25 protein-coding genes and 1 pseudogene are annotated in these 24355 nt (G+C 66.9%); 12 read left to right on the top strand and 14 right to left on the bottom strand.

What is annotated here, in order from left to right; translation table 11 throughout:
* Positions 1–125: 125 nt before the first annotated feature.
* Positions 126–494, bottom strand: a complete 369-nt coding sequence (locus tag CFB47_RS41345) for a hypothetical protein (protein ID WP_179258964.1) — start codon at positions 492–494, stop codon at positions 126–128.
* Between CFB47_RS41345 and CFB47_RS30770 the strand changes: the two genes are divergently transcribed.
* The 4 genes from CFB47_RS30770 (at position 487) to CFB47_RS30755 (ending at position 4027) form a co-directional block, all read left to right on the top strand.
* Positions 487–1587, top strand: a complete 1101-nt coding sequence (locus tag CFB47_RS30770; protein WP_242808629.1) for an ABC transporter ATP-binding protein — start codon at positions 487–489, stop codon at positions 1585–1587. The genes CFB47_RS41345 and CFB47_RS30770 overlap by 8 nt on opposite strands.
* A 10-nt stretch (positions 1588–1597) precedes the next feature.
* The gene (locus CFB47_RS30765; protein WP_089461740.1) at positions 1598–2584 is read left to right on the top strand and encodes an ABC transporter permease subunit; all 987 of its coding nucleotides are present in this window, start codon (positions 1598–1600) and stop codon (positions 2582–2584) included.
* Complete coding sequence (locus tag CFB47_RS30760; protein ID WP_011353448.1) at positions 2581–3420, top strand: ABC transporter permease subunit; 840 nt, start codon at positions 2581–2583, stop codon at positions 3418–3420. Before CFB47_RS30765 ends, CFB47_RS30760 begins: the two co-directional genes overlap by 4 nt.
* Before the next feature lie 172 nt (positions 3421–3592).
* Entirely contained in the window at positions 3593–4027 is a 435-nt protein-coding gene (locus CFB47_RS30755; RefSeq protein ID WP_089463282.1) for a GNAT family N-acetyltransferase, read from the top strand.
* A 146-nt stretch (positions 4028–4173) separates the two neighbouring features.
* On the opposite strand, the gene CFB47_RS30750 is transcribed toward CFB47_RS30755, so the two are convergent.
* From CFB47_RS30750 to CFB47_RS41860, 3 genes are all read right to left on the bottom strand, one after another.
* Positions 4174–5457 carry a cystathionine gamma-synthase family protein gene (locus tag CFB47_RS30750; protein WP_089463281.1) on the bottom strand — a complete coding sequence of 428 codons (1284 nt, stop codon included), beginning with the start codon at positions 5455–5457 and terminating at the stop codon, positions 4174–4176.
* A gap of 146 nt (positions 5458–5603) precedes the next feature.
* Entirely contained in the window at positions 5604–6494 is an 891-nt protein-coding gene (locus CFB47_RS30745; protein ID WP_089457484.1) for a LysR family transcriptional regulator, read from the bottom strand.
* Positions 6495–6510: 16 nt separating this feature from the next.
* The gene (locus CFB47_RS41860; protein ID WP_256946775.1) at positions 6511–6633 is read right to left on the bottom strand and encodes a hypothetical protein; all 123 of its coding nucleotides are present in this window, start codon (positions 6631–6633) and stop codon (positions 6511–6513) included.
* Here CFB47_RS41860 and tam point away from each other — a divergent pair.
* Positions 6632–7417 (top strand): trans-aconitate 2-methyltransferase, encoded by a 786-nt coding sequence (gene tam / locus CFB47_RS30740; RefSeq protein ID WP_089463280.1) that lies wholly within the window; start codon positions 6632–6634, stop codon positions 7415–7417. The genes CFB47_RS41860 and tam overlap by 2 nt on opposite strands.
* A gap of 40 nt (positions 7418–7457) precedes the next feature.
* On the opposite strand, the gene CFB47_RS30735 is transcribed toward tam, so the two are convergent.
* On the bottom strand, positions 7458–8048 hold the full coding sequence (locus CFB47_RS30735; RefSeq protein ID WP_089443461.1) for a GNAT family N-acetyltransferase: 591 nt from the start codon (positions 8046–8048) through the stop codon (positions 7458–7460).
* A gap of 379 nt (positions 8049–8427) precedes the next feature.
* Here CFB47_RS30735 and CFB47_RS30730 point away from each other — a divergent pair.
* Positions 8428–8691 (top strand): annotated as a pseudogene (locus CFB47_RS30730) (porin); the annotation flags it as partial.
* 150 nt (positions 8692–8841) lie between these two features.
* Here CFB47_RS30730 and CFB47_RS30725 read toward each other — a convergent pair.
* The 4 genes from CFB47_RS30725 to CFB47_RS30710 all read right to left on the bottom strand — a co-directional run bounded on the left by CFB47_RS30725 (position 8842) and on the right by CFB47_RS30710 (position 13289).
* Entirely contained in the window at positions 8842–11292 is a 2451-nt protein-coding gene (locus CFB47_RS30725) for a phosphocholine-specific phospholipase C (RefSeq protein ID WP_089463279.1), read from the bottom strand.
* Positions 11293–11336: 44 nt separating this feature from the next.
* Positions 11337–11474 (bottom strand): hypothetical protein, encoded by a 138-nt coding sequence (locus CFB47_RS41855; RefSeq protein ID WP_226239565.1) that lies wholly within the window; start codon positions 11472–11474, stop codon positions 11337–11339.
* A 169-nt stretch (positions 11475–11643) separates the two neighbouring features.
* Positions 11644–12324, bottom strand: coding sequence for an HAD family phosphatase (locus CFB47_RS30715; RefSeq protein ID WP_089463277.1), 681 nt, complete (start codon positions 12322–12324; stop codon positions 11644–11646).
* A gap of 23 nt (positions 12325–12347) precedes the next feature.
* Positions 12348–13289, bottom strand: coding sequence for a choline ABC transporter substrate-binding protein (locus CFB47_RS30710; RefSeq protein ID WP_179259028.1), 942 nt, complete (start codon positions 13287–13289; stop codon positions 12348–12350).
* Positions 13290–13560: 271 nt separating this feature from the next.
* Here CFB47_RS30710 and CFB47_RS30705 point away from each other — a divergent pair, with 271 nt between their 5' ends.
* The 3 genes from CFB47_RS30705 to CFB47_RS30695 all read left to right on the top strand — a co-directional run bounded on the left by CFB47_RS30705 (position 13561) and on the right by CFB47_RS30695 (position 15667).
* Complete coding sequence (locus CFB47_RS30705; RefSeq protein ID WP_089463275.1) at positions 13561–14241, top strand: MgtC/SapB family protein; 681 nt, start codon at positions 13561–13563, stop codon at positions 14239–14241.
* Between the two features lie 43 nt (positions 14242–14284).
* Complete coding sequence (locus tag CFB47_RS30700) at positions 14285–15052, top strand: DeoR/GlpR family DNA-binding transcription regulator (RefSeq protein ID WP_089463274.1); 768 nt, start codon at positions 14285–14287, stop codon at positions 15050–15052.
* A 291-nt stretch (positions 15053–15343) separates the two neighbouring features.
* Positions 15344–15667, top strand: a complete 324-nt coding sequence (locus CFB47_RS30695; RefSeq protein WP_034188511.1) for a winged helix-turn-helix domain-containing protein — start codon at positions 15344–15346, stop codon at positions 15665–15667.
* Positions 15668–15776: 109 nt separating this feature from the next.
* On the opposite strand, the gene CFB47_RS30690 is transcribed toward CFB47_RS30695, so the two are convergent.
* Together CFB47_RS30690 and CFB47_RS30685 are read right to left on the bottom strand one after the other, a co-directional pair.
* Positions 15777–17123, bottom strand: coding sequence for a DUF2325 domain-containing protein (locus tag CFB47_RS30690; protein WP_089463273.1), 1347 nt, complete (start codon positions 17121–17123; stop codon positions 15777–15779).
* Positions 17124–17243: 120 nt separating this feature from the next.
* Positions 17244–17456, bottom strand: a complete 213-nt coding sequence (locus tag CFB47_RS30685) for a hypothetical protein (protein WP_256946774.1) — start codon at positions 17454–17456, stop codon at positions 17244–17246.
* A 194-nt stretch (positions 17457–17650) separates the two neighbouring features.
* Here CFB47_RS30685 and CFB47_RS30680 point away from each other — a divergent pair, with 194 nt between their 5' ends.
* Positions 17651–18535: a patatin-like phospholipase family protein gene (locus CFB47_RS30680; RefSeq protein ID WP_089463272.1), complete on the top strand. Its 885-nt coding sequence runs from the start codon at positions 17651–17653 to the stop codon at positions 18533–18535.
* A gap of 150 nt (positions 18536–18685) precedes the next feature.
* Here CFB47_RS30680 and CFB47_RS30675 read toward each other — a convergent pair whose 3' ends face one another.
* From CFB47_RS30675 to CFB47_RS30665, 3 genes are all read right to left on the bottom strand, one after another.
* The gene (locus CFB47_RS30675; protein WP_089463598.1) at positions 18686–20167 is read right to left on the bottom strand and encodes an aldehyde dehydrogenase family protein; all 1482 of its coding nucleotides are present in this window, start codon (positions 20165–20167) and stop codon (positions 18686–18688) included.
* Between the two features lie 22 nt (positions 20168–20189).
* Positions 20190–21140 (bottom strand): agmatinase, encoded by a 951-nt coding sequence (gene speB / locus CFB47_RS30670; protein WP_089463271.1) that lies wholly within the window; start codon positions 21138–21140, stop codon positions 20190–20192.
* 166 nt (positions 21141–21306) lie between these two features.
* A complete protein-coding gene (locus CFB47_RS30665; protein ID WP_089443450.1) occupies positions 21307–22191 on the bottom strand; it encodes a helix-turn-helix transcriptional regulator in 885 nt (294 codons plus the stop codon).
* A 198-nt stretch (positions 22192–22389) separates the two neighbouring features.
* On the opposite strand from CFB47_RS30665, the gene CFB47_RS30660 reads away from it, so the two are divergent.
* The gene (locus tag CFB47_RS30660) at positions 22390–22734 is read left to right on the top strand and encodes a cupin domain-containing protein (RefSeq protein ID WP_089457499.1); all 345 of its coding nucleotides are present in this window, start codon (positions 22390–22392) and stop codon (positions 22732–22734) included.
* Positions 22735–22819: 85 nt separating this feature from the next.
* On the top strand, positions 22820–24277 hold the full coding sequence (locus tag CFB47_RS30655) for an FAD-binding oxidoreductase (RefSeq protein WP_089463270.1): 1458 nt from the start codon (positions 22820–22822) through the stop codon (positions 24275–24277).
* Positions 24278–24355: the final 78 nt, after the last annotated feature.

Genomic DNA, 24355 nt, shown 5'->3' with positions numbered 1-24355 from the left:
GCCCGGCTGCTCGTTTTCCCCACCCTCCGTTTCACCCGGCGGCGCCCATGCCGCCGGGCGCCCGCGCTGCCGCACGGGGCCGGCTCGTGCCCCCGTTTTCCCGCCTCGCCAAACATCGATCCCGTTCAATGTCCGGAACCGAAATCCGCGATCCAAAAGCTTTTTGACGGGTTTAAAAATTCGCACTGGAGACGACAGAAACGTGCGGAAAGCCCGATGAAAACCGATGAAATCTTCATGACAGCCAACGCGACGCCCCCGGTCGGTCGCGGCTGACAGCCGCCGATCGCCGTGCGTTCCGCCACCCCTGTTTCATTGCGCCATTCGTTGCGGACGAGGAATCGCTCGATCCCTCCCCGCCAGCACCGCGCGACCGGCCGGCCGGTTGCGCCTGACGCCTGAGATTCGCTTACCTGCCTAACACGGACCATCATGAAACGGGATTCATTCAGTACACCTGATGCGCTGCATCGCCCGGCGACGGACATGCTCAAGCCGAACGACGCCTTCGTGCGCATCGAAAACGTCGTGAAGAAATTCGGCGACAGCACCGCCGTCGACAACGTGAACCTGACGATCGCGAAGAACGAGCTGTTCGCGCTGCTCGGCAGCTCGGGCTGCGGCAAGTCGACGTTGCTGCGCATGCTCGCCGGGCTCGAGACGGCCACCTCGGGCAAGATCTTCGTCGACGGCGAGGACCTCGCATCGCTGCCACCGTACCGCCGCCCGGTGAACATGATGTTCCAGTCGTACGCGCTGTTCCCGCACATGACGGTCGAATCGAACGTCGCGTTCGGCCTGAAGCAGGAAGGCACGCCGAAGAACGAGATCAAGGAGCGCGTGGCCGATGCGCTCGCGCTCGTGCAGATGAGCAAGTACGCGCAGCGCAAGCCGCACCAGCTCTCCGGCGGCCAGCAACAGCGCGTCGCGCTCGCGCGCTCGCTGGTCAAGCGCCCGAAGCTGCTCTTGCTCGACGAGCCGATGTCCGCGCTCGACAAGAAGATCCGCCAGAAGACCCAGCTCGAACTCGTGAACATCATCGAGAAGGTCGACGTGACCTGCGTGATGGTCACGCACGACCAGGAAGAGGCGATGACGATGGCCAGCCGCCTCGCGGTGATGAGCGAAGGCAAGATCGTGCAGATCGGCGCGCCGGGCGAGGTGTACGAATTCCCGAACAGCCGCTTCTCGGCCGAATTCATCGGCTCGACCAACCTGTTCGAAGGGCGCGTGGTGGAAGACGAGCCCGATCACATCTTCGTCGAGAGCGACGACCTCGAAGCGCGCATGTACGTGAGCCACGGCATCACGGGCCCGCTCGGCATGCCGGTGGGCATCTCGGTGCGCCCCGAACGCATCCACGTGTCGCGCGAGAAACCCGGCTCGAAACACAACTGGGCGCGCGGCGTCGTGACCGACATCGCGTACATGGGCAGCTACTCGCTGTACCACGTGCGCCTGCCGAGCGGCAAGACGGTGGTGTCGAACCTGTCGAGCTCGCACCTGATGAACGACAACGCACCGGCGTGGAACGACGACGTGTTCGTGTCGTGGTCGCCCGCCAGCGGCGTCGTGCTGACGCAGTGAGGACGCCACGATGAGAACCTCCGCCTCCAATCCGTCCGCGCCGGTGCCGACCGGCACCGCGAGTGCCGGCGCCGGCCGCGCCCGCCCGGGCCGCCTTGCCGCGCTGTCGCGCTTCCTGCCGTCGGGCCGCAGCGTCGCGATCGGCGTGCCGTTCGTGTGGCTGGCCGTGTTCTTCGCGCTGCCGTTCGTGCTGGTGCTGAAGATCAGCTTCGCCGACCAGGTGATGGGCATCCCGCCGTACACGTCGCTCGTCGAGATCAAGGACGGCGTCGTGCACTTCGCGCTGCAGCTGTCGCACTACGCGTTCCTGCTGCAGGACGACCTGTACATCGCGACCTACCTCAGCTCGCTGAAGATGGCCGCCGTGTCGACGGTGCTGTGCCTGCTGATCGGGTACCCGATGGCGTACTACATCGCCCGCTCGGAACCGAACCGCCGCAACGTGCTGATGATGGCCGTGATGCTGCCGTTCTGGACGTCGTTCCTGATCCGCGTGTACGCCTGGATCGGCATCCTGAAGGACGACGGCCTGCTGAACCACACGCTGATCGCGCTCGGCATCATCCACACGCCGCTGCGCCTCTACCACAGCGATGCAGGCGTCTACATCGGGATGGTCTATTCGTACCTGCCGTTCATGGTGATGCCGCTGTACGCGCACCTCGTGAAGATGGATCTCACGCTGCTCGAAGCCGCGTACGACCTCGGCGCCAAGCCGTGGGTCGCGTTCACGCGGATCACGCTGCCGCTGTCGAAGAACGGGATCATCGCCGGCAGCTTGCTGGTGTTCATCCCGGCGGTGGGCGAGTACGTGATTCCGGAGCTGCTCGGCGGCGCCGACACGCTGATGATCGGCCGCGTGATGTGGGATGAATTCTTCAACAACATGGACTGGCCGATGGCGTCCGCGGTGACGGTCGCGATGGTGATGCTGCTGCTGGTGCCGATGGCGCTGTTCCAGTACTACCAGGTCAAGGAACTGGAGGACGCGAAATGATCAAGCCGAGCAAACCGCTGTCGACGGGCGTCCTCGCCTTCGGCTTCCTGTTCCTGTACATCCCGATCATCAGCCTGGTCGTGTACTCGTTCAACGAGTCGAAGCTGGTGACGGTGTGGTCGGGCTTCTCGCTGAAGTGGTACTCGGCGCTGCTGGACGACGACGAGCTGCTGACCGCCGCGTGGCTGTCGCTGAAGATCGGCCTCTTGACGGCCACCGCGTCGGTCGTGATCGGCACGTGGGCGGGCTTCGTGCTCGCGCGCTTCGGCCGCTTCAAGGGCTTCACGCTGTACACGGGGATGATCAATGCGCCGCTGGTGATTCCGGAAGTGATCCAGGGCATCTCGCTGCTGTTGCTGTTCGTTGCGCTGGAGCAGATGTTCGGCTGGCCGAAGGGGCGCGGGATGGTGACGATCTGGATCGGCCACGTGATGCTGTGCGTGTCGTACGTGGCGATCATCGTGCAGTCGCGCGTGAAGGAGATGAACAAGTCGCTGGAAGAGGCCGCGCTCGATCTCGGCGCGACGCCGCTGAAGGTGTTCTTCGTGGTGACGCTGCCGCTGATCTCGCAGGCGCTGCTATCGGGGTGGCTGCTGTCGTTCACGCTGTCGATCGACGACCTGGTGCTGTCGGCGTTCCTGTCCGGGCCGGGCTCGACGACGCTGCCGCTGGTGGTGTTCTCGCGCGTGCGGCTGGGGCTGAACCCGGAGATGAACGCGCTGGCGACGCTGTTCATCACGGCGGTGACGATCGGCGTGATCGTCGTGAACCGGATGATGATCGCGCGCGAACGGCGCCGTATCGCCGACATGAAGGCGGCGTTCGCGGTGGCGTGAGGGCAGGCGTGAGGCAAGGGCATGAACGCGGCCAGCCACGTGACGCGTGACGGCGGATGACGAAGGCGGCGGGTGAGCCGGCACGGCATGCCCGCCGTCGCGCTATAGTCGTACGATTCCCGCCCCGGGTGTTGGATGCCCGGCGGTAGCTCTCTTCGACCGAACCCGCCCCATGACAACGCAACCCGACGTTTCCATCCGGCTCACCGACACCGAACAGCCGGCCGCACACGACTTCATCAGCCGCAAGCTCGGCGAATTCAATCACGCGATGACCGGGCGCGCCGACGCGGCCACGCTCGACGTGTATGTGAGCGATCCCGCGACTGGCGAGATCATCGGCGGCCTGACCGGGCGCACGTCGCTCGGCCTCTTCTTCATCGACCTGTTCTACCTGCCCGAATCGCTGCGCGGCGGCGGATTCGGCAGCCGGCTGCTGCGCGAGGCCGAGGCGGAAGCGAAACGACGCGGCTGCGCGCGTGCGGTGCTCTACACGATCTCGTTCCAGGCACCGGATTTCTACCGGAAGCAGGGATACGAAGCGTTCGGCGAAGTGCCGTGCGAGCCGGAAGGGACGTCGCGCGTGTTCATGGTGAAGGTGCTTTGAGCCAGGGCGGGCGGCTCGCGTCGCGCGGCAAGCACGCTGGCGTGGCGCGAATGCCGGCAACCGGGCGCGGGCGGCGTCGCTGAATACACGCACCGCGCCCGCCGGTTTCACCCCTGCGAACCGCCACGGGGTGCATGCGACGCAGGTCAGCAATGCTCCAGCGCGTACGACAAGTCGGCGATCAGGTCGTCCGGGTGTTCGAGCCCGACCGACACGCGAATCAACCCTTCCGACACGCCCGCCGCCGCCCGCGCGTCGGCCGGCACGCCCGAATGCGTGGTCGACGCCGGATGGCAGATCAGCGACTCCGTGCCGCCGAGACTGACCGCCGACTTGAAGAGCGTCAGGTGGTTGATGAACCGGAACGCCTGCTCGCGGCCGCCGTCGAGGATAAACGCGAACGTCGAGCCCGGCCCGCTGCACTGGCGCTGATAGACGGCCTGATACGCCGGATCGTCGATGAGCTCAGGGTGCAGCACGCGCACCGGCCGATACGGATTGTCGGCGAGCCAGCGGGCGACGGCGCTGCCGCTGCGGGCGGCCTGCTGCATGCGCAGCACGAGCGTTTCCATCGAGCGCGTGATCATCCACGACGAATGCGGGTCGAGCTGCGAGCCGAGCGTGCTGCGGACCGAGCGGATCTTCGTGATCAGCGCGCGGCTGCCCGTGACGCCGCCGGCGACGAGGTCGCTATGCCCGCCGATGTATTTCGTCAGCGAGTACACGCTCAGGTCGATGCCCTGCCGCGACGGCTTCTGGTAAAGCGGCCCGAGCAACGTGTTGTCGCAGACCGACAGCGGGCGATAGCCGTGGCGCGCCTCGAACGCGTCGATCTCGCTGCGCAGCCCTTCGAGGTCGAACAGCGCGTTGGTCGGGTTGGCGGGCGTCTCGATGTAGCACATCCGCACGTGGCCCTTTTGCGCGGCCGCTTCGAGCGCGGCGCGGATTGCGTCGGTGGACAGCCCGTCGGCGATCACTTCGGAGCGGATGCCCCACTCGGGCAGGAACTTCGAGATCAGTGTTTCGGTGCCGCCGTAAAGCGGCACGGACTGGACGACGCAGTCGCCCGGCCGCAGGAAGGTCAGCAGGATCGCGGCGATGGCCGACATGCCGCTCGACGTCACGACGGCGGCTTCGGAATCGTCGAGCAGGGCGAGGCGATCCTCGACGATCTCCAGGTTCGGGTGATTGAAGCGGCTGTAGACGAGGCCCGCGCCTTCGCCTTCGGGTGAAGGCTTGCGCCCGGCCACGACGTCGAAGAATTCGGCGCCGTCCTCGGCCGTGCGGAACGCGAACGTCGACGTGAGGAACACGGGCGGCTTCACCGATCCTTCCGACAGGAACGGATCGTAGCCGTACGACATCATCTGGGTTTCGGGATGAAGCTCCCGGTCTGCAATCTTGCGCTTGTGATAGTTGCGGTAGGCCATGCAGTGCTCCTTGCAAGGGTGGTGAGGAACGGCCGTTGCAGCGGTGGCATGACGCGCGCGGCGCCGGGTAGGCACCGGCCGTTGCGACCGCGTGTGGCGATACTACCCCGAAGGCGCTGCTTCGTGATGCACCCCTGACACAGTCGTCAGGGTGTCGCCTGTTCGACGATCATGTCGTACAGCGCACGAGCGGCCGGCGACAATTGCGCGCTCTTGCGGGTGACGAGCACGAGCGTGCGCGACACCGCCGGCTCGACGAGCTCGATCGTGCGGATCATTGGATACGCGTTCTTCTGGATCGCGAGCTTCGGCACCACGGCCGCGCCGAGCCCTTCCGCGACGAGCCCGAGCGCCGTCGAGCTGCGCTGCACTTCGTAGAACGAATGCAGCGATACGCCGCTCGTCTTCAGCGCGCCGTCGAGCAGCCCGCGATTGCCGCTCACTTCACCGGCGAAGATCAGCGGATGCGGCTGCAGTGCGGCCCAGCGAATGCGCCGCCGCTTCGCGAGCGGATGATCGTCGCGGCACACCAGCACGTACGGATCGCTCGTCAGCGGCACGTTGACCAGTTCGGGATGCTGATCGCCCGCGATGCCGATGCCGAACTCGGCCTCGCGATGCAGCACGGCCTGCAGTACCGACGCCGATGCATGATCGAGAATCTTCACGCGATCGTGCGGCCGGTGCGCGGAGAAGGCGCGCAGGATGCGCGGCAGGTATTGCACGCCGACCGTCGGCACGCACGCGATCGTCACGTCGCCGCGCTGGCTCAGGCCGGTTTCGCGAATTTCGGTGAGCGCATCGGACAGTTCGTTCAGCAGCCGGCGCGCTTGCGGCAGGAAACGCCGGCCGATTTCGGTGAGCGTGGTGCGGCGCGTGGTGCGCTCGACGAGCGCGACGCCGAGGAAGGTTTCGAGCTTGCGCAGCCGCTGCGTGATGGCTGTCTGCGTGACGTGCAGCGTGTCGGCCGCCTGCCGGAAGCTGCCGCCGTCCGCGATGGCGACGAAGGCCTGGACACCGAGCGTATCGATCTTCATCAGAAATTTGAATCAATCACGATATTAAATTCATTTTACTGAACTCGGTGACGATCGCAGAATGCGGTGCATCGACGGCCACCGGCATCCCATCCGCATGGAAGCCAAGGCCGTCCACGCCGACCAGGAGAAACCACATGACGACCCCACTCGATCGATACGCGGCCCAGTACGTGCAATTCGAGGACGAACGCACACGGCCGATCCGCGATCTGCTGGCCGCCGTGCCGAACACGCCGATCCATACCGCGATCGACATCGGCTGCGGGCCCGGCAATTCGACCGAGGCGCTGATCGCACGTGCGCCGCACGCAACGGTCCACGGGATCGATGCGTCGGCGGACATGATCGACGCCGCGCGCACGCGCCTGCCGGACCTGCGTTTCGACGTCGTGGATATCTCCACCTGGGACGATCCGGGCGGCTACGACCTGATTCTCGCGAATGCGGTGCTGCAATGGGTACCCGCGCACGACACGCTGTTTCCGGCACTCGTCGGCCGGCTCGCGCCGGGCGGCCATCTTGCGGTGCAGATGCCGGACAACCTCGACGAACCCGCGCACCGGCTGATGCGCGAGGTCGCCGCGGCCGGGCCGTGGGCGGACAAGCTGAAGGGTGCGGCACGTACCGAGCGGTTCGATGCACGTTACTACCACGCGCTGCTGTCGCCGCTGTGCTCGCGGGTGGACGTATGGCGCACGACTTATTACCACCCGCTGCGCGGCGGCGCCGACGCGGTCGTGGAGTGGTTCAAGGGCAGCGCGCTGCGGCCGTTCCTCGCGGCGCTCGACGACGGCGAGCGCGCGGCGTTTCTTGCGCAGTATCGCGATGCGCTCGCCGGCCCGGGCGGCTATCCGGCGCTCGCCGACGGCACCGTGCTGCTGCCGTTCCCGCGCCTGTTCATCGTCGCGACGCGGAAGTAAGTCGGCAAGGATTCGGCCATGACGCGCGGGCGGCCGTGCGTCAGCGCACCGGCCGCACCGATTCCGGGTCGACCGTGCGGATTCGCGCGGTCTGCCCGTCGCGCAGGTCCTTGTACCAGAACAGCGCCACTTCGCCGTCGTTCTCGTCGTCCGCATACAGCAGGCGATCGTGTCCGCCCAGCACGAAGCCCGAGCGGGCATACGTGCTGCACGCGGCAACGTTGTTCGACTGCGTTTCCAGCCGCATGAAGCCGAACCCGTGGCCGCGCGCCCACGATTCGGCAGTCGCCAGCAGCAACTGCCCGATGCCTTGCCGCCGGTACTGGCGGTCGACGGCCAGCTCCGCGATCTCCGCCATCCCGTTCCAGCTCTGGCCGATGGCCACGAACCCGGCAAGCCGGTCGCCGGCCGTCGCACGAAAGAGCGCCGTCTTGCCGGTCGCTTCGTCCGCCCAGCCGGCCGGATCGAACCCGTAGTTCTTGCGGCGTGCAGGCAGCGCGCGCAGATCGAGCAAATCCTGATACGGCGCGTTCAACTCCCAGGCGATGTCGAACGAGAAGTCGCATCGGTCCAGCTCGTCGGCGGGCAGCCCGCTCGTCTGTTCGATGCTGATGTGCTCGGCGCGGTCCATGTGTCGGTGTCCTGTCTTCTGCGGGATGCGTGGTGGTGTCCGTGATGCGATTGCCGGCGCCATGATATGCGCCGCATCGAGTGTGTTTCTGCTTCGATTTTTTGTGCCCGCACAATCTACCGCGCGTGAGACCGGCACAGACCGGCTGCGTCCGTGCCGGCGGAATGCGGTCAAGCGACGAACCGGACGGCCGCGCAAACGTGTGCGGGGTTCGCGCGCCGGCAGGGGCGCTCGTTCAATCGCCTGATTATGCTGGATTTCGGCGGTGGCGCCGTGCTCGCATCGCTGCGATGACGGCCGTCGCGTGTCGTGCCTTCGATCCGCATGGCCGCCGGTCGCATCTGGATGAAAGACGACAGGAACCCGAACCATTGTCTACGGCAGTCTCGGCGATACGTTCTCGAAGCTCGACGACCGCTTCGATGGCCAGTGCCTCCAGGTCAACGCCGCGGTCGACCATGCGCTGCCGAAGCGCACAGACGTGTACGCGAGCGCGGCCTGCCGAAGGGCGTCGGGCAGCGACACGATCAACGGTCGCGTGGTGCCGGTGCAGGCCGAGATCGGCTTGTCGGGGTCGTTCGTCGGCAACGCGGGCGCGAACACGCCGTTCGTCACATGGATCGGCCGGCGTCACAAGTGCTGACATCCGACACTGCCGTTCGGCGCATGCAACGAGGATCCGCTCGTCTAGCGCGTGCCGCGTGGCTGAAAAAGCATTCGGGCGCGACGGGGTACGTTGCGCCCGAATGCGTGTCGGCCCCATGCGGGCGGCCGACACCGGCTGGTCATCCCGTCAGATGTTGATCGTGACGGGGCCCGCGAGCGGCGTGTAGCCGTCGTCGAACAGGAACCACGCATCGTACTGCCCCGACGCCAGCGAACTGTTCGCCGTGGACGAGAACAGCAGCGAGCCGCAGCTCTTCGGCAAGTACGCCCACGACTTGTAGCTGCCCTTGGTCGGCTGCGCGCCATGCGCAAAGATGCCCACCCAGTTCTTCGGGCTGTGGCTCCACGGCGGCGCGACGTAGTCGAACCGCAGCGTGCCGAACGTCGAACCCTGCGACGCGAGTGCCGCGACGAACTTCTTGCTGGTATTACCGATCGCCGAATCCGTGAGCAGCGTGCCGGATTGCGTCTGCACGCAACCGGCCACCCGGCGCAGGAAGTTCGGATCGTTCGCGTCGCGGATGCTGGCGTCATACCAGCCGCCGTCGCCGTACCACGTGACGGCTTGCGTCGCGCCGGCGGCGACGGTGACCGACTGCCGCGTGTTCATCCCGTAGGCGTTGTCGGTGAGCTGGAACGTCGTCGCGCTGGTGCCCGCCAAGTTGTCGAGCGTGATCTGCACGTTGCCGTTCGCCACGTCGTAGCACAGGCTGATCTCGGCGGTCGATCCCGTGTTGCCGGACGAACCGATGCTGCCGCGGAACGTCTGCAGGAAACCGTTCGGGCCGTAGACCGAATAGTCGTAGCCGCCGCCGCTGTTCAGCGCGAACGAATCCGACAGGTTCGTGCACGGGCTCGAGCCGGCCGCGATCGTGTAATGGCGGGGAATCGTGTTCGTGCCGTCGACCCACGCCTGCAGGTGCACGCCCGCGGCGCCGGTGTTGGTCATCGTCAGCGCGAGCGCGCGGCCGGCGCGGTTGACCTTGCCTTGCACGAAGAACTCGTAGGGCAAGCGGCAGGCCGTGCTGCGGCCGGTGGCCTGCGCCGGCACTGCGGTGGTGGTCGGATAGGGGATCAGGACGGCCGGGCCGTTCGGGTTCATGTTGCTCACCGGCGGCTGGATCGCGGGCACGGTCTGGTCGGCGTTCGAGAAATCGAAAGCCGACGTCAGGTCGCCGCACACCGTGCGCCGCCACGGCGTGATGTTGGTTTCCTGCAGCCCGAAGCGCGCTTCCAGGAAGCGGATCACCGAGGTGTGATCGAACACCTGCGAGTTGACCTTGCCGCCCTTCGACCACGGCGAGATCACGAACATCGGCACCCGCGGGCCGAGCCCGATCGGCACGTCGCCGCTGGCCGAGCCGTCCGATGCGGCGCCGGTGCTCGCGACGAATTCGGCGGCCGTCGAGACCGTCGACTGCCCGGTGCCGGCCGCGGTGCTGGCCGGGACGGCCGGCGGCATGTGATCGAACAGGCCGTCGTTCTCGTCGTACATGACGAGCAGCACGGTGCTGGCCCATACCGCCGGATTCGACGTCAGCGCATTGAGGACGTTGCTCACGTACCATTCGCCGCCGCTCGCGGCCCACGACGGATGTTCGCAGTACGCGTACGGGGCGGCGATCCACGACGCCTGCGGCAGCGTGCCGTTGGCGACGTCGGCCCGCAACTGGCTGAAGAGATTCGTGTCGTATTCCTTGCCGCCGCCTGACGGGTCGATCTGCGTGCCGTTGAGCGCCGGCGCGAGCGGATCGCTCGCACCGAGGTTCTGGTACTGCTTGAAGTTCAGGATGACGTTGTCGCCGTAATTGCCGTTCCACCAAAGATCGCTTTTCGAGCCGTTGTATTCGCCGTAGCCATGGCCGGCATCCAGGCCGTTGCCCTTGTCCTGGTAGAACTTCCACGTGACGCCCGCCGTGTTCAGGCGCTCCGGCATCGTGGTCCAGCCGGTGCCGGTCATCGTGTTGGTCGTGTACGGCGAATAGCCGGGGACGTTGCCGCAGCACCCGGTCCACAGATACAAACGGTTCGGGTCCGTCGGGCCGAGCATCGAGCAGTGGTACGCGTCGCACACCGTGAACGCGCTCGCCAGCGCGTAGTAGAACGGAATGTCGCTCTGCGTGAAGTAGTACATCGTGCCGCTGGTCTTCGCGGCGGTCCAGTTGTCGTAGCGGCCGTTGTTCCAGGCGCTGTGCGTGGTGCTCCAATCGTGAGGGAGGTCGCCGTAATAGGTGTCGCCGTTCGCCGTGCCGGAGGGCGAGGAGGGGTTGAACGGGAACACGTAGGACAGCATCCAGGGCTGGCGCCACACCGGATACCCGCTCGAAATCACGACCGGCCGCGGATCGCCGAAGCCTCGCGCCCCGCCCAGCGTGCCGAGGTAGTGGTCGAACGAGCGGTTTTCCTGCATCAGGATCACGACGTGCTTCACGTCCTGGATCGTGCCGGTCACGGTGGCCGCCGGAATGGCCTGCGCGCGGGCGATGCTTTCGGGCAGCATGCCCGTGATCGCGGTGGCGCCGGCGAGCTTCAGCGCATCGGCGATGAATTGACGTCGTGTTGTGGGTTTGTTTTGCATGATCGCTCTCTGTCTTGGATGACGGGCTTTGCGGCCGGCGTCGGTCAGTGGCACGCGCTCGCGCAGTGCAGGACGGGCGTGGACGCCGAGCCCGGTGCGGCCGCACGCGCGGCCGCCACGCTGGCTGGCGTGCCCGAGTCGCCGTCGCCGCAAGCGGCCAGCGTGCACAGGAGTGCGATCATGAAAACGCCGCGCCAGTGCGGAAAGCGGCTTTCCGGCTGGCGCGAGTTGACGGCAGGTTTTCGATCCGATTCGAGTCGGATTCCTGAATGATCGAGACTGTTGCTGCGTGCTCCGTATTTCATTACCCCTCCAGACATGAAAAATGGACAGCAGAGGATATCGCCCGAATCAGAACAACTTCATGACAGGCCACCCGCGCGTGCCTGCCACGTGCAACAGCTTCGAGTCGGGATTGGTGGCGACCGGATGCGTGACGTAGTCCAGCAGCGGCACGTCGTTGATCGAATCGGAGTAGAAGTAGGTGCGTTCGAAATCGGACGGCGCGTAGCCAAGTGAGGCCAGCCACGCGGTGGTGCGCACGATCTTGCCTTCGCGAAAGCTCGGCACGCCCGTACTGCGCCCGGTAAATGCACCGTCCGGCGTGCCGTCGTCGGTATCGAGCTCGATGCCGAGCAGGTGCTCTATACCGAATTCCGCCGCGATCGGCCGCGTGACGAAGACGTTGGTCGCCGTCACGATGCAGCAGAGATCGCCGTTCTCGCGATGGCGGTCGACCAGCTCGCGCGCCTGCGGCGTGATCGCCGGGCGGACCACTTCGTCCATGAACCGCGCATGCCAGCGTTCGAGCACCTTGCGCGGATAGCGGGTGAGCGGCGCGAGCGTCACGGCGAGATACGCGTCCATGTCGAGCGTGCCCGCCGCATAGTGAGCGTAGTGCTCGTCGATCAGCGCCACGTGTGCGTCGTCTTCCCGCCAGCCGACCCGCGTAATGAAGCGGCTCCAGGCCTGGTCGCTGTCGAGCGGCAGCAGCGTGTGGTCGAGGTCGAACAGCGCGAGATTCTTGTGCATGGAGGATTCCTTGTGTTGCGGGGTCATGTGCCGATGCGCTTCTCGATCGCGTCCTTCGCGCTCTTGCCGTCGATGGTCGTGACGCCGTCGAGCCACTTCGACAGCACGCCGGGGTTCTTCTTCACCCATTCCTTCGCCACGGCGACCGGATCGGCGTGATTCATGATCGGCACCATCAACTGGTTCTCTTCGTCGGTCGTGAACTTCAGGTTGGTCAGCAGCCGGCCGACGTTCGGGCAGCGTTCGAGATAGCCGGGCGTGACGAGCGTATAGACCTTCGCGGAGCCGTAGCTCGGGCCGAATACGCTGTCGCCGCCGTCGAGATAGGCGATCTTGAAGTTGATGTTCATCGGATGCGGCTCCCACGCGAGGAACACGATCATCCGGTGCTCCTGCACCGCGCGCATGACCTGCACGAGCATCCCGGCCTCGCTCGATTCGACCAGCTTGAAGCCGCCGAGCCCGAACTCGTTCTTGTCGATCATCCGCTGCACCAGCGCGTTGCCGTTGTTGCCGGCGCCGATCCCGTAGATCTTGCCGTCGAGCTGGTCGCGGAATTTGGCAATGTCGGCAAAGCTCTTGAGGCCCTTGTCCGATGCGTATTGCGGCACGGCCAGCGTGTAGCGCGCGCCGACCAGGTTCGGCTGCGGCAACTGGTGGACGGCGCCGGCATCGACGAACGGCTTCACCGTGGGCGTCATGCTCGGATCCCAATAGCCGAGGAACGCGTCGATCTGCGCCTTCTTCACGCCGGCCAGCACGATCGGCGGCGACGCGATCGTCTTGGTCGCCTCGTAGCCGAGCCCGTCGAGCAGCATCATCGCGACACCGGTGGTGGCCGCGATGTCGCTCCAGCCGACATCGCCGAGCGTCACCTTCTTGCAGACGTCGCCTTCCGACGCGTGAGCGGGGGCCGTGGCCAGCGCGGCCAGCAGCGTGGCTGCCAGCATCCATGCGTTCTTCATCATGTGGGTCTCCTAAGCAAGTGTTCCGGATCGTGCTGCCTGAATGGTATGACGATTGGTCGTGCTGATCGGATGAAACAAGCGAACCTGGGTCTGGCTTTGTAGTTTTGCGTACCGTATATTAGAAAGCACAAAATCGCAAGATTGCACAAAAATACAACTTGCCGGTTGTCGAGGTTGGCCACGGGCGGGCGAGGGCAGGAAGAATCGGGCGGCGGCCCAGGCGGGCCGTGCTTCATCAGGTAGACCAGGCAAAGCAAGGAGACCTCGCATGATCAGTCAGCTGGAAATCGTGTCCCGCCTGTTGCTGGCGGCATTGCTCGGCAGCATCGTCGGTATCGAGCGCGAGCGCCTGTCGTGGGCGGCCGGATTGCGCACGCACATGCTGGTGGCGGTGGGCGCCGCGCTCGTGATGGTCGTGTCGGCGTTCGGTTTCGCGGATATCCAGGACGCGAAGAACGTGTCGCTGGACCCGTCGCGCGTCGCCGCGCAGGTGGTGTCGGGCATCGGCTTCCTCGGCGCCGGGTCGATCATGCTGCGCGGCGAGATCATCCGCGGCCTGACGACCGCGGCGAGCCTGTGGGTCGTGGCGGCGGTCGGGCTCGCGGTGGGCGGCGGCATGTACGTGGCCGCGATCGCCGCGACGGCAATCGTGCTTGCGATCCTGGCCGGCCTGAAGCCGATCGAGAAGCGCTTTTTCGCCGCGCGGCAGCGCTGGGGCGTGCGCATCCTGGCGAGCCGCGGCGCGGTGAAGCTGACGTCGCTGCAGGCGATGCCCGGCATCGACCAGGCGCGCATCGTCCAGTTCATCATCGAACAGGACGACACCGCGCCGGACGACGATCGCATCCACGTGGTGTTTTCGAAGATGACGAGCCGCGAATTCCAGACGGTCCGTCAATCCCTCCAGACCCTCGTCGGCATCAAAAAGATGGAGGAAAGCGCAGCGTAGTCCGCCGTTCGAATAACATTGGCGTTCATTCCAAGGACATTCCATGTGGCAAGAAGAGCGATACCAGAGGATCCGGCTTCTGTTATCGAAGATGCAGCGCGTTTCCACCGACCGGATCATGGCCGACCTGAACGTGTCGCGGGAAACCGTGCGGCGCGATCTCGTCGATCTCGAGGCGCTCGGTGAATTGAAGCGCGTACACGGCGGCGCGGTGCAGGTGGGCGACGAAGCGCCGATCGCCGAGCGCGCGCAGACGCACGTGAAGGCGAAGCTGGCGATTGCCCGCGCAGCGGCCAGGCTGGTCACGGGCTCGCAGACGCTGTTCATCGACGCGGGCACGACCACGACGCTGCTGGCCGAGGAGCTGGCGAAGCTGTCGGGCCTCACGATCGTCACGAATTCGATCGACGTCGCGTTGAAGATGCGGTCGAGCGACCCGGGGCAGGCGAGGAACGAAACGATCCTGCTCGGCGGGATGATCGGCAGCCGGGCGGCGGCGACCGTCGGTGACGGCACGGTCGCCGAGATCTTCCGCTACCGCGCCGATCTCGCGCTGCTGTCGCCGGTGGGCGTCGATGCCGTGCGTGGTGCGACCAACTATGACCGGATGGAAACCGAAGTGGCGCGTGCGATGGTCAGCAACGCGGCGGACGTCGCGATCCTGGCCGATTTCAGCAAGCTCGGCACGAACAGCCGGATCAGTTTCTGCGAGCCGGCGCGGATCGGCGCGCTGGTGACGGATGCGAAGGCGGAATCGGTCGACAGCTTCAAGGGTCTCAAGAAAGTCATCAAGCGCATCGTGCTGGCGTAGCGCCGGGCCGCACGGGGCACGATCGGCCGCTGTTATGCCGCCCATGCGGCGCACATTCTGTCGGCGCGCTTTTTAGCGGCGTAATAGATTCGCCGATACAACGCAGGCTCGCCCAGCGGCGCACCGCTGCTGTACTCGGGCGCCGACCTCCTGCCCGCGCCGCGCCACGTGAAGCGGCTGGCCGGCGCCGGCGCGCGCCGCACCAGCCATCGTGTATGCTTGCCCGCATCGTTCAAAGGGCAGGACAACATGAAGACACCGGCACACCCCAAGCCTGAGGTGCGGTTCAGGATGCGTATCCAGCAAGCCGACACGATCGCGCTCGGGCCCGGCAAGGTCGCGCTGCTCGAAGCCGTGCGCGAGCATGGTTCGATTTCGGCGGCGGCGCGCAGCCTGAAGATGTCGTACCGGCGTGCGTGGTTGCTGATGGACGAGCTGAACCGCTCGCTGAAATCGCCGGCGACGGTGTCCGAACATGGCGGGCAGAGCGGCGGCGGCAGCGTGCTTACGCCGGTCGGCGAGGAGATCATCCGCCTCTATCGCGGGATCGAGGCGCGCGCTTATGCGGCTTGCGCCGACGACATCGCCGCGCTCACGAAAATGGTCCGGCGTTAAGGGCGTGCTGAACGTGTGTGTTCCCGCAGAGCCGCTTCAGGCTGACGACGGGCTTTCACTGACGCCCTGAGGGGCAGCGCGCAACGCCTGCCGCGAAACGAACCTGACCTTAGCCGTGCCGCAGGCAAAAGCGCGACGCGTCGCCCGTGGCGGCATCCGGCGCCATCCCGTCGCGCGCCTGCGCATCGAGCCGCCCGATTAGCTCGACGAAACTGGCGACGCTCGCCGTGCGCAGCGGGTGGTACGCGATGTGGTGGCGTTCGCAGATGCGCTTGAGCAGGTTCATCGAATCGTGGTCGATACAGTCGACCGGGAACACGACCATGCGCGCACCCGGTAGCGCCGCCGCCAGCAGGCCCTTGCGATCCTCGATGCCGCCGTCGTGCAGCGTCACCTCGCCGCCCGCCGTTTCGACGATCCGCTTGATCGCGCGATTCGAGCCGGGACGCCCGCCGACGTACACCAGACGCGTACCCTGAAGGATCGACAGCGGATCCATCGCGCGTTCGGCCGGATCGTCCGCCGACACCTGCACCGCCTGTTCGATCGCGCTCGCTTCGGCGCGCAGCGTCTTCACCATCGCCATCAGTTCGTCTAGCCGCGCACGCATCGCGCGGGCGCTCGCCTGTTCCGCGGCGATCCGCTGCTCGGCGGCCTCGCGACGGCTCGTGTGCAGCGCGAGCCGTTCGTCGCGCGCGGCCAGCGCTTCGCGCAGTTCGTGGACTTCGTCGCGCAAGACGCTTTCCGCCGCCAGCGGCTGCGCGTTCTGGCGCGCGGCGAGGGCATCGCGTTCCTGCAGCGCCGCGTCGCGCTGCGCGCTCATTTCGTGCAGGCGCACCTGCTGCCGTTCGATCTTCGCGTGCAGCGCCGCATTCTCATCCTCCAGCGCGACCAGCCGCCGGATATCCGCACGATTGGCCGCGCCGACCAGGTGCGACAGCATGTGAAGGTCGCCGAACGCGGCCTGGCGCACGCCCATCGTCGTGCGCGGATGCGTCATCAGCGCCCAGTACGCGGGTGGAACGTCGCCGCGCTTCAGCGCTTCCTTCCAGCGCGCGAGGAGTTCATCCGCATCCTTCGCGCTGTCGAACACGTGGATCGCACCGGCGTAGCGCTCGTCGAGCGCCTTGTGCAACGCCTTCGCGCCGGCCGTGCCGTCGATGGCGAGTTCGACGGCCGCGTGATGGATCTCGAGGTCGGTCGCGCGCTGGCGATCGAGGTCGGTGAACTTCGGCACGAGCCTGCGCAGCTCGTGCGTGGTCAGGCAGGTGCCGATGATCGAGCAGTGCAGGTTCGCATCGAGTTCGGACAGGCGTGCGCGGCGTGTCAGCTCGGTCGGTTGCGCGCGCGACGGCGCGCAGCATGCGTCGATCCGCGTGCCGGTTGCCGCGGGCAGGGTACCGCCGGGCGACGAAAGATCCGCCGTGCGGGCAAGGCGAAAAGGCGGAGCGTGCATGTTGACCTCTGTCCGGCATGGTCGGGCCGGAGACGGATGCGCGAAGGATTGGCGAAATATACCATGGAATATAACGCTGGAAATTCCGGGGAAATCACGAAGCCAGGCCGCGCGGCGCGGTCAGCAGAGTGCGGTCGAATGGTCGGTGAGCGGCAGTGCGGCGGGGGCTGGGGTTGGGGCCGGCGCTGCGGGCGAAACGGGGAACGATGCCGTCGCGTGACGCGCGATCACGTACTCGACACACAGCCCGACGAACAGCACGTCGACGCGCTCCAGCGCGGCGACCGCGTCGCGCATCGCGGCCGGGTCGTTGCTGAACGAGTCGGAAAACACGTCGTCGTGGGTGTGCCTGATGCCGCCGCGTGACTGCCGCCGGCAGCACGCTGGTCCGGGCGCCGGCCGTTTCGTCCATCGTCGGCCGACCGGCTGGATCCACGTGCCGGCAGGGTTTTCAGCAGGACATCCGGAGCGCCGCACGATCCATCATGGCGAATCCACCGTCGCAGCCAACCGCAGGAGGGCGCGCCATGACGTCCGATTCCATTCCCTCGACCGCCTTCGTGTTCGCCGGCGGCGGCAGCCTGGGTGCGATCGAGGTCGGCATGCTCCGCGAGCTGGTCGCGAGCGGCGAACGGCCCGATTGCGTGATCGGCGCGTCGGCGGGCGCGATCAACGCCGCCTATTTCGCCGGCCGGCCGGACGCGGACGGCATCGCGATGCTTGAAGCGCTGTGGTGCAGAATCCGCCGCCAGGACGTGATGCCGTTCTCGATGCGCAGCCTCATCGCGATGCTGCTGCGCAACCGGCCGCATCTGGTCGAGGCCGATGCGCTGCGCCTGCTGCTGGAAAAGAACCTGCCGTACCGCCGGATCGAGCAGGCCGCGTTGCCGCTCCACATCGTCGCGACCGATGTGCTGAGCGGCCGCGAAGTCGTGCTGTCGGCCGGCTCGGTCGTGGATGCGGTGCAGGCCAGCGCGGCGATTCCCGGCGTGTTTCCGTCGGTCAGCATCGACGGCGTGGAGCTCGTCGACGGCGGCGTCGCGAACAATACGCCGATCTCGGTGGCGATCGCGCTCGGCGCCAAGCGGATCGTCGTGCTGCCGGCCGGGTTTGCCTGCGCGTTGCGCGTCCCGCCGCGCAGCGCGATCGCGCATGCGACGCACGCGCTGACGCTCGTGATCGCGCGGCAACTGGTGCGCGATCTGGAGCTATACGGGGCACGCGCGCAAATTCATGTCGTGCCGCCGCTCTGTCCGCTCGAAGTGTCGTCCTACGACTACTCGCAGTGCGCGCAACTGATCGACCAGGCAGCGGAACGCACACGCGTGTGGATCGAGGAGGGCGGGCTCGCGGCGTGTGCGATTCCCGGCCAGTTGCGCGAGCACGATCATGCCGCGGCGTTGTCGCATTGAGGGCGGCTCGCGTGCCATGCAAACGCAGGACCGACGAACGCCGGTTGCCGGGCTGTCCGAGCCCCGTTCCGGAAATCGGTAAAAAAACGGCACCGTGCCACGAGACACGGTGCCGACAACGGCCTGGAAGGCCCCACTGGTCAGTCGTCGTCAGTCGATCGCGCGCATCGCGTGGCGCAGCTCCTGATAGCTGCGCAGCCCCGCCACGCCGAGTTCGCGCCCGATCCCGCTGAGCCCGAACCCGCCCCAGCACACGTGCGGGTAGATGAGCTGCGGCGCGTTGATCCACACGAGCCCCGCGCGCACGCGCTGCTGGAATTGCTTTGCGATCGCCGCATCGCGCGTCACGACGGTCGCGACGAGCCCGTAGCGCGTGTCGTTCGCGAGCGCGATCGCTTCGTCGTCGGTGCGGAACGATTTCACGCACGCGACGGGGCCGAACACTTCGTCGGTCCACAGCGGGTTGTCGGCCGCCGGCTCGGCGATCACGACGGGCGCCATGAAAAAGCCGTCGCCGCCGGCATCCGCCACGCGGCCGCTGAAGGCGACGCGTGCGCCCGCCTCGATGCCGTGCTGGAGCATCGCTTCGACGCGCGTACGCTGCGCGGCCGAGATCAGCGGCCCCATCGCGACGTGTTCCGCGGCCGGCGGCGCGACGACGAGCGCGCGCACGGCGGTCTCGAACGCGGCCATGAAGCTGCGGTACACGCTGTCGTGCACGAGGATGCGCGCGGTGGCCGAGCACATCTGGCCCGCGTTCGTGAAGGCGCCCGCGACCGCGAGCGACACCGCGACGTCGAGGTCGGCGTCGTCGCGCACGATCAGCGACGACTTGCCGCCGAGTTCGAGCGTCACGCGCTTCATGTCGACGGCGGCGGCCTGCATGACCTTGCGGCCGGCCGCGGTGCTGCCGGTAAACGAGATCTTGTCGATCAGCGGATGCGCGGTCAGCGCTGCGCCGACGTCGGCGCCGCCGTTTACGACGTTGACGACGCCGGCCGGCACACCGGCTTCGGCGACGATGTCGAGCAGCGCGTGTTCGGTCGGCGACGTGAGTTCGGACGGCTTCAGCACGACCGCGCAGCCGGCGGCGAGCGCGGGCGCGAGCTTCCACGCGGTCGTGACCATCGGGAAGTTCCACGGCATGACGAGCGCCGCGACGCCGACGGCATCGTAGAAGCGCTCGGCGGTGACGGCGTCGCTCGGCAGTGCGACCGGTTCGGCCGCGAACAGCGCCGGGTCCTCGCACAGCTTCGCGTAATACGCGAACGTCGCGGCGACATCGCCGACATCGGCGTCGGCTTCGAACGGCGGCTTGCCGCTCACCTGCATCTGCAGCGCGGCCAGGCGATCGCGGGACGCTTCGACGCGCTCGGCGATCGTCGCGAGAATCCGGCCGCGTGCCGCCGGTGGCGTATCGCGCCAGCCGGCGAACGCGTCGCGCGCGGCGCGCACCGCGGCGTCGACGTGCGCAGTCGTCGCGAATGCCTGCCAGCCGATCGCGGCACCGGTCGACGCGTCGAAGATCGGCGCGCCGGGCGCGTCGGCAGGCGTGCGCACGGGCTGGCCGGCGATGTGCGCCGCGGGCAGCACGAACGTGGCGGTGGAACGGGAAAGCTCGGCGGTGGACATGAAGGTCATCCTGTCGGTCGGGTTAGCGGTAGACGACGCCCGGCATCACGCACAGCATTTCGTACGCGAGGTTTGCGCCGGTGAGCGCGGTGGTGCCGGTCGGATCGTACGGCGGCGCGACTTCGACGAGGTCCGCGCCGACGATGTTCAGGCCCTTCATCCCGCGCACGATTTCGAGGCCCTGCTGCACGGTGAGGCCGCCGATTTCGGGCGTGCCGGTGCCGGGCGCGAACGACGGGTCGAGGCCGTCGATGTCGAAGCTCAGGTAGACCGGCGTGTCGCCGACGCGTTCGCGCACCTGCGCCATCAGCGGCGCGAGCGACTTGTTCCAGCACTCTTCCGCCTGCACGACGGTGAAGCCCTGCTGGCGGCACCAGTCGAAATCGTCCGCGTGGTAGCCGGTGCCGCGCAGGCCGATCTGCGTGACCTTGTCGCATTGCAGCAGCCCGTCTTCCACCGCGCGGCGGAACGGCGTGCCGTGCGCGATCTTCTCGCCGAACATCGTGTCGTTCACGTCCGCGTGCGCGTCGACGTGCACGACGGCGACCTTGCCGTACTTCTTGTGCAGCGCGCGCAGGATCGGCCACGCGATCGTGTGGTCGCCGCCGAGCGTGATCGGCCGGCAGCCGTTCGCGACGATCTCGTCGTACGCCTCCTCGATGCGGCGCACCGAGTCCTTCAGGTCGTACGGGTTGGTCGCGACGTCGCCGATGTCGGCCACCTGCAGCGAGTCGAACGGCGCCGCGCGCGTGGCCATGTTGTACGGGCGCAGCAGCACGGATTCGGTGCGGATCTGGCGCGGGCCGAAGCGCGAGCCCGAGCGGTTCGACGTGCCGAGGTCGAGCGGCACGCCGACGAAGCACACGTCGAGGCCGTCGGTCGTCGCGGCTTGCGGCAGCCGCATCATCGTGGCGATGCCGCCAAAGCGCGGCATCTCGTTGCCGCCCATCGGTTGATTCAGGTCGCGGGGCATGGGCCGTCTCCTTTATTTGAGGTCAAGCGATCGGCCGATGGTAGAGGAGAACACGCGCGCGAAGATTTTGAAGTCGCAACGTTTACATCGACGGGATTCGATGCAAGTGGCGCCGCCGCATCGACGCGGCGCAACCGAACGCCGCCGCGCGGCGCGGCCGGGTGGGTCAGCGCGAGATGCCGGGCGACGCGGTGCCGTCGTGCGCGCCGGCGGAAGGGAACGCGGTGGAGGCCGACCCCCACGCGGCGAGTTCGCGCTTCGTGCGCACGCCGAGCTTCGCGAATGCGCGCTTCACGTACGACTCGGCCGACGCGACCCGCACGCCGAGGATCTCGGCCGTCTCCGGCACGGTCTTGCCGGAGAGCAGGTGCTTGCAGGTTTCGTATTCGCGCTTCGACAGCTTCACGCCGTCGGCGGCGATGCGCGCATCGAACTGCGCGAGCGGATGGACGTCGGGCGTCGGGTGCGCGACGCGCCGCACGGCCGTGGTCGACGCATGCAGTTCGAGCAGCGGGAACAGCATGTCGCTGATGCTGCGAAAGCGGTTCATTTCGGCGAGCGTGAACGGCGGCCGGTCGCGGCCGCGCTCCAGCGCGATCGAATGCTGCGAATAGCGCGTGCCGCGCGCGAGCACGCATTCGTGCCCGATATGCACGTCGTCGAACAGCCGCTGGCGGAATTCGCCGGGCGGGATCGCCGCGATGTCGCGCACCACCAGCATCGTGCCCGTCTTGCCGCGCAGCCCCGCGAACAGCGGGTCGCTGTCGAGAAAGCGCTCGTAGTAGAGCGTCATCACGTCGGAGATTTCGGTGGATTCGGTATCGATGCCGCTGCTGCCGATCCATTCGCATCGATAGCCGGTGGGCATCGAGCCGTCGACGCGAGAGCGCTCGACGTGCGCGACGTCGAGCGGCACGACTTCATTGAGCAGTTGCGTGAGGCGCGGCACGAAGTGCGGCGTGCCGACCGTCTCGATCAGCTCGCCCAGCGCCTTGAACGACACGTTGAAACGGTCGTTGTCGCGGTGGAAGGGGTTCACGTTGAGCAGCATGCGGTTCCCCGGGTGAAAAGCCGGCGGATTGTAGCGTTCGCAACCGAAAACGTCATTAGGGAGAAACACCGTCGGTTGTCCTGCCGACCCGTTCACCCCGGAAAACACAGCTTGTCCCCCCCGGAGGGGGGCATACCGGGCCAGTGTAAATGAGTAACTTTGTCTCTGCTTTTTTCAATCAAGAGACGAAAGATTCACATGACCAAACTGATCAAGGACATCCTGCCGCTCGGCGCAGGCATCGGCGAATTCACGAAGCTCGACTTCGGCATGGACGAAAGCGACTGGCGCGCGGCGGAAGGCAAGAGCGGCAACTACATCGTCGGCTGGTGGGAAGGCAAGGTCGGCTCGGTGGAGTTTCCGGAAACCGCGGCCGACGAAGCCGTGTGGCTCGTCGAGGGCCGGATCGCGCTGACCGACGTCGAAGGCAACCGCAAGGAATTCACGCCGGGCCAGGGCTACCTGCTGCCGGCCGGCTTCGCGGGCCGCTGGGAGACGATCGAGGACGCGAAGAAGTTCTACGTGCTGCTCGAGCAGTCGTGATGTCCGAAACCGCCGCCGCGGTGTCGTCGTCCGTGTGACGCGCGCCCGGCGGCGGTTTCGCTTTTCGCGTGTGATGGCTGGGATCATGGAAATGGAAGTCAAGACAAGAGAGACTGCACCGGAGCAGGCGCACGCAATGCGTGGCGCACCGGTCGCACTGGGCGTCGAGGCGGCGCTCGCGAATACGAAGCTGTTCCCGTACTGGCTCGACAACCCGGCGGCGCCGGCCGCCGAGCCGGAACTCGTCGGCGACGCGACGGCCGACCTGCTGATCGTCGGCGGCGGCTTCACGGGGCTGTGGGCGGCCGTGCAGGCGAAGGAACAGATGCCGCACCTGAACGTGGTGCTGATCGAGGCCGGCAAGGTCGCGCACGGCGCATCGGGCCGCGCGGGGGGGATCATCTCGACGTCGGTGATGCACGGGCTGCCGAATGCGGTGCGCGTGTTCCCGAACGACATCGCGCAGCTCGAGGCATTCGGCCATCACAACCTCGATGGTTTCGAGGACACGTTGAAGCGCTACGACATCGACGCCGACATCGAGTGGAACGGCGAGATGACGGTGGCGGTCGATCCCGAGCACATCGCGCATCTGAAGGGCGACTACGACCTGCATCGCGAGTACGGCCACAACGTCGTGCTGCTGAACCGCGAGGAAACGCTCGAACAACTGAATTCACCGCTGTTCGCGGGTGCATTGTGGTCGCGCAATCGCAGCGGCATCGTGCACCCGGCGAAGCTCGCGTGGGGGCTGAAGCGCGCGGCGCTGCAGCTCGGCGTGAAGCTCTACGAGCACACGCCGCTCGTGACCGTGAGCGACGAAGGCAGCACGGTGTTCGTGACGACGCCGAAGGGCAGCGTGCGCGCACCGCGCGTGGTGTTCGGCAGCGGCACCGCGAAGGTCGGGATTCCCGACATCAACCGCCGCGTGATGCAGGTGCGCGACCACGTGCTCGCGACCGAGCCGCTCACCGACGAGCAGCTCGCGCGCATCGGCTGGAAGAATCGCCAGGGCGTGTACGACACGCGCACGCAGCTCAACTATTTCCGGCTGACGAAGGACAACAACATCATCTTCGGCGGGCTGGTGAGCTATCACTTCGACGGCGACCCGGAACCGCACCAGGACGGCCAGCGCGAAACGTACTACCGGCTCGCGGAAGCGTTCTACCGCACGTTCCCGCAACTGGGCGACGTGCGTTTCTCGCACGCGTGGGGCGGCCCGATCGACTACTGCTCGCGCGGCTCGGTGTTTGCGAAGCGCTATCTCGGCGACAAGGCCGTGTTCGTCGCCGGCTATACGGGCTTTGGCGTCGCGGCGAGCCGGTTCGGCGCGTTCATGGGGCTGAACATCCTGTTCGATCGCGACAGCCCCGAGCGCAAGCTCGACATCGCGAACCAGAGCCCGAGCTACATCCCGCCCGAGCCGGTGCGCTGGGTCGCCGCGAAGATCACGTTCCATGCGTTCGACGGCGCGGATGCGGAAGGCGGCTGGAAGCGCGCGTGGATCAGCGGCATCAAGGCGATGGGCTTCCCGATGTAAACGACGACGGGGCGGCCCCACGGGGCGCCCCGTCATGGCGGCACAACAAAAAACGATCCCCAGAGGACACGGTCCGCG

Origin of the sequence: Burkholderia sp. AU27893 (genome assembly GCF_002223205.1) — a bacterium.
Taxonomy (GTDB): domain Bacteria; phylum Pseudomonadota; class Gammaproteobacteria; order Burkholderiales; family Burkholderiaceae; genus Burkholderia.
This window is presented reverse-complemented; position numbering and strand designations above follow the sequence as displayed.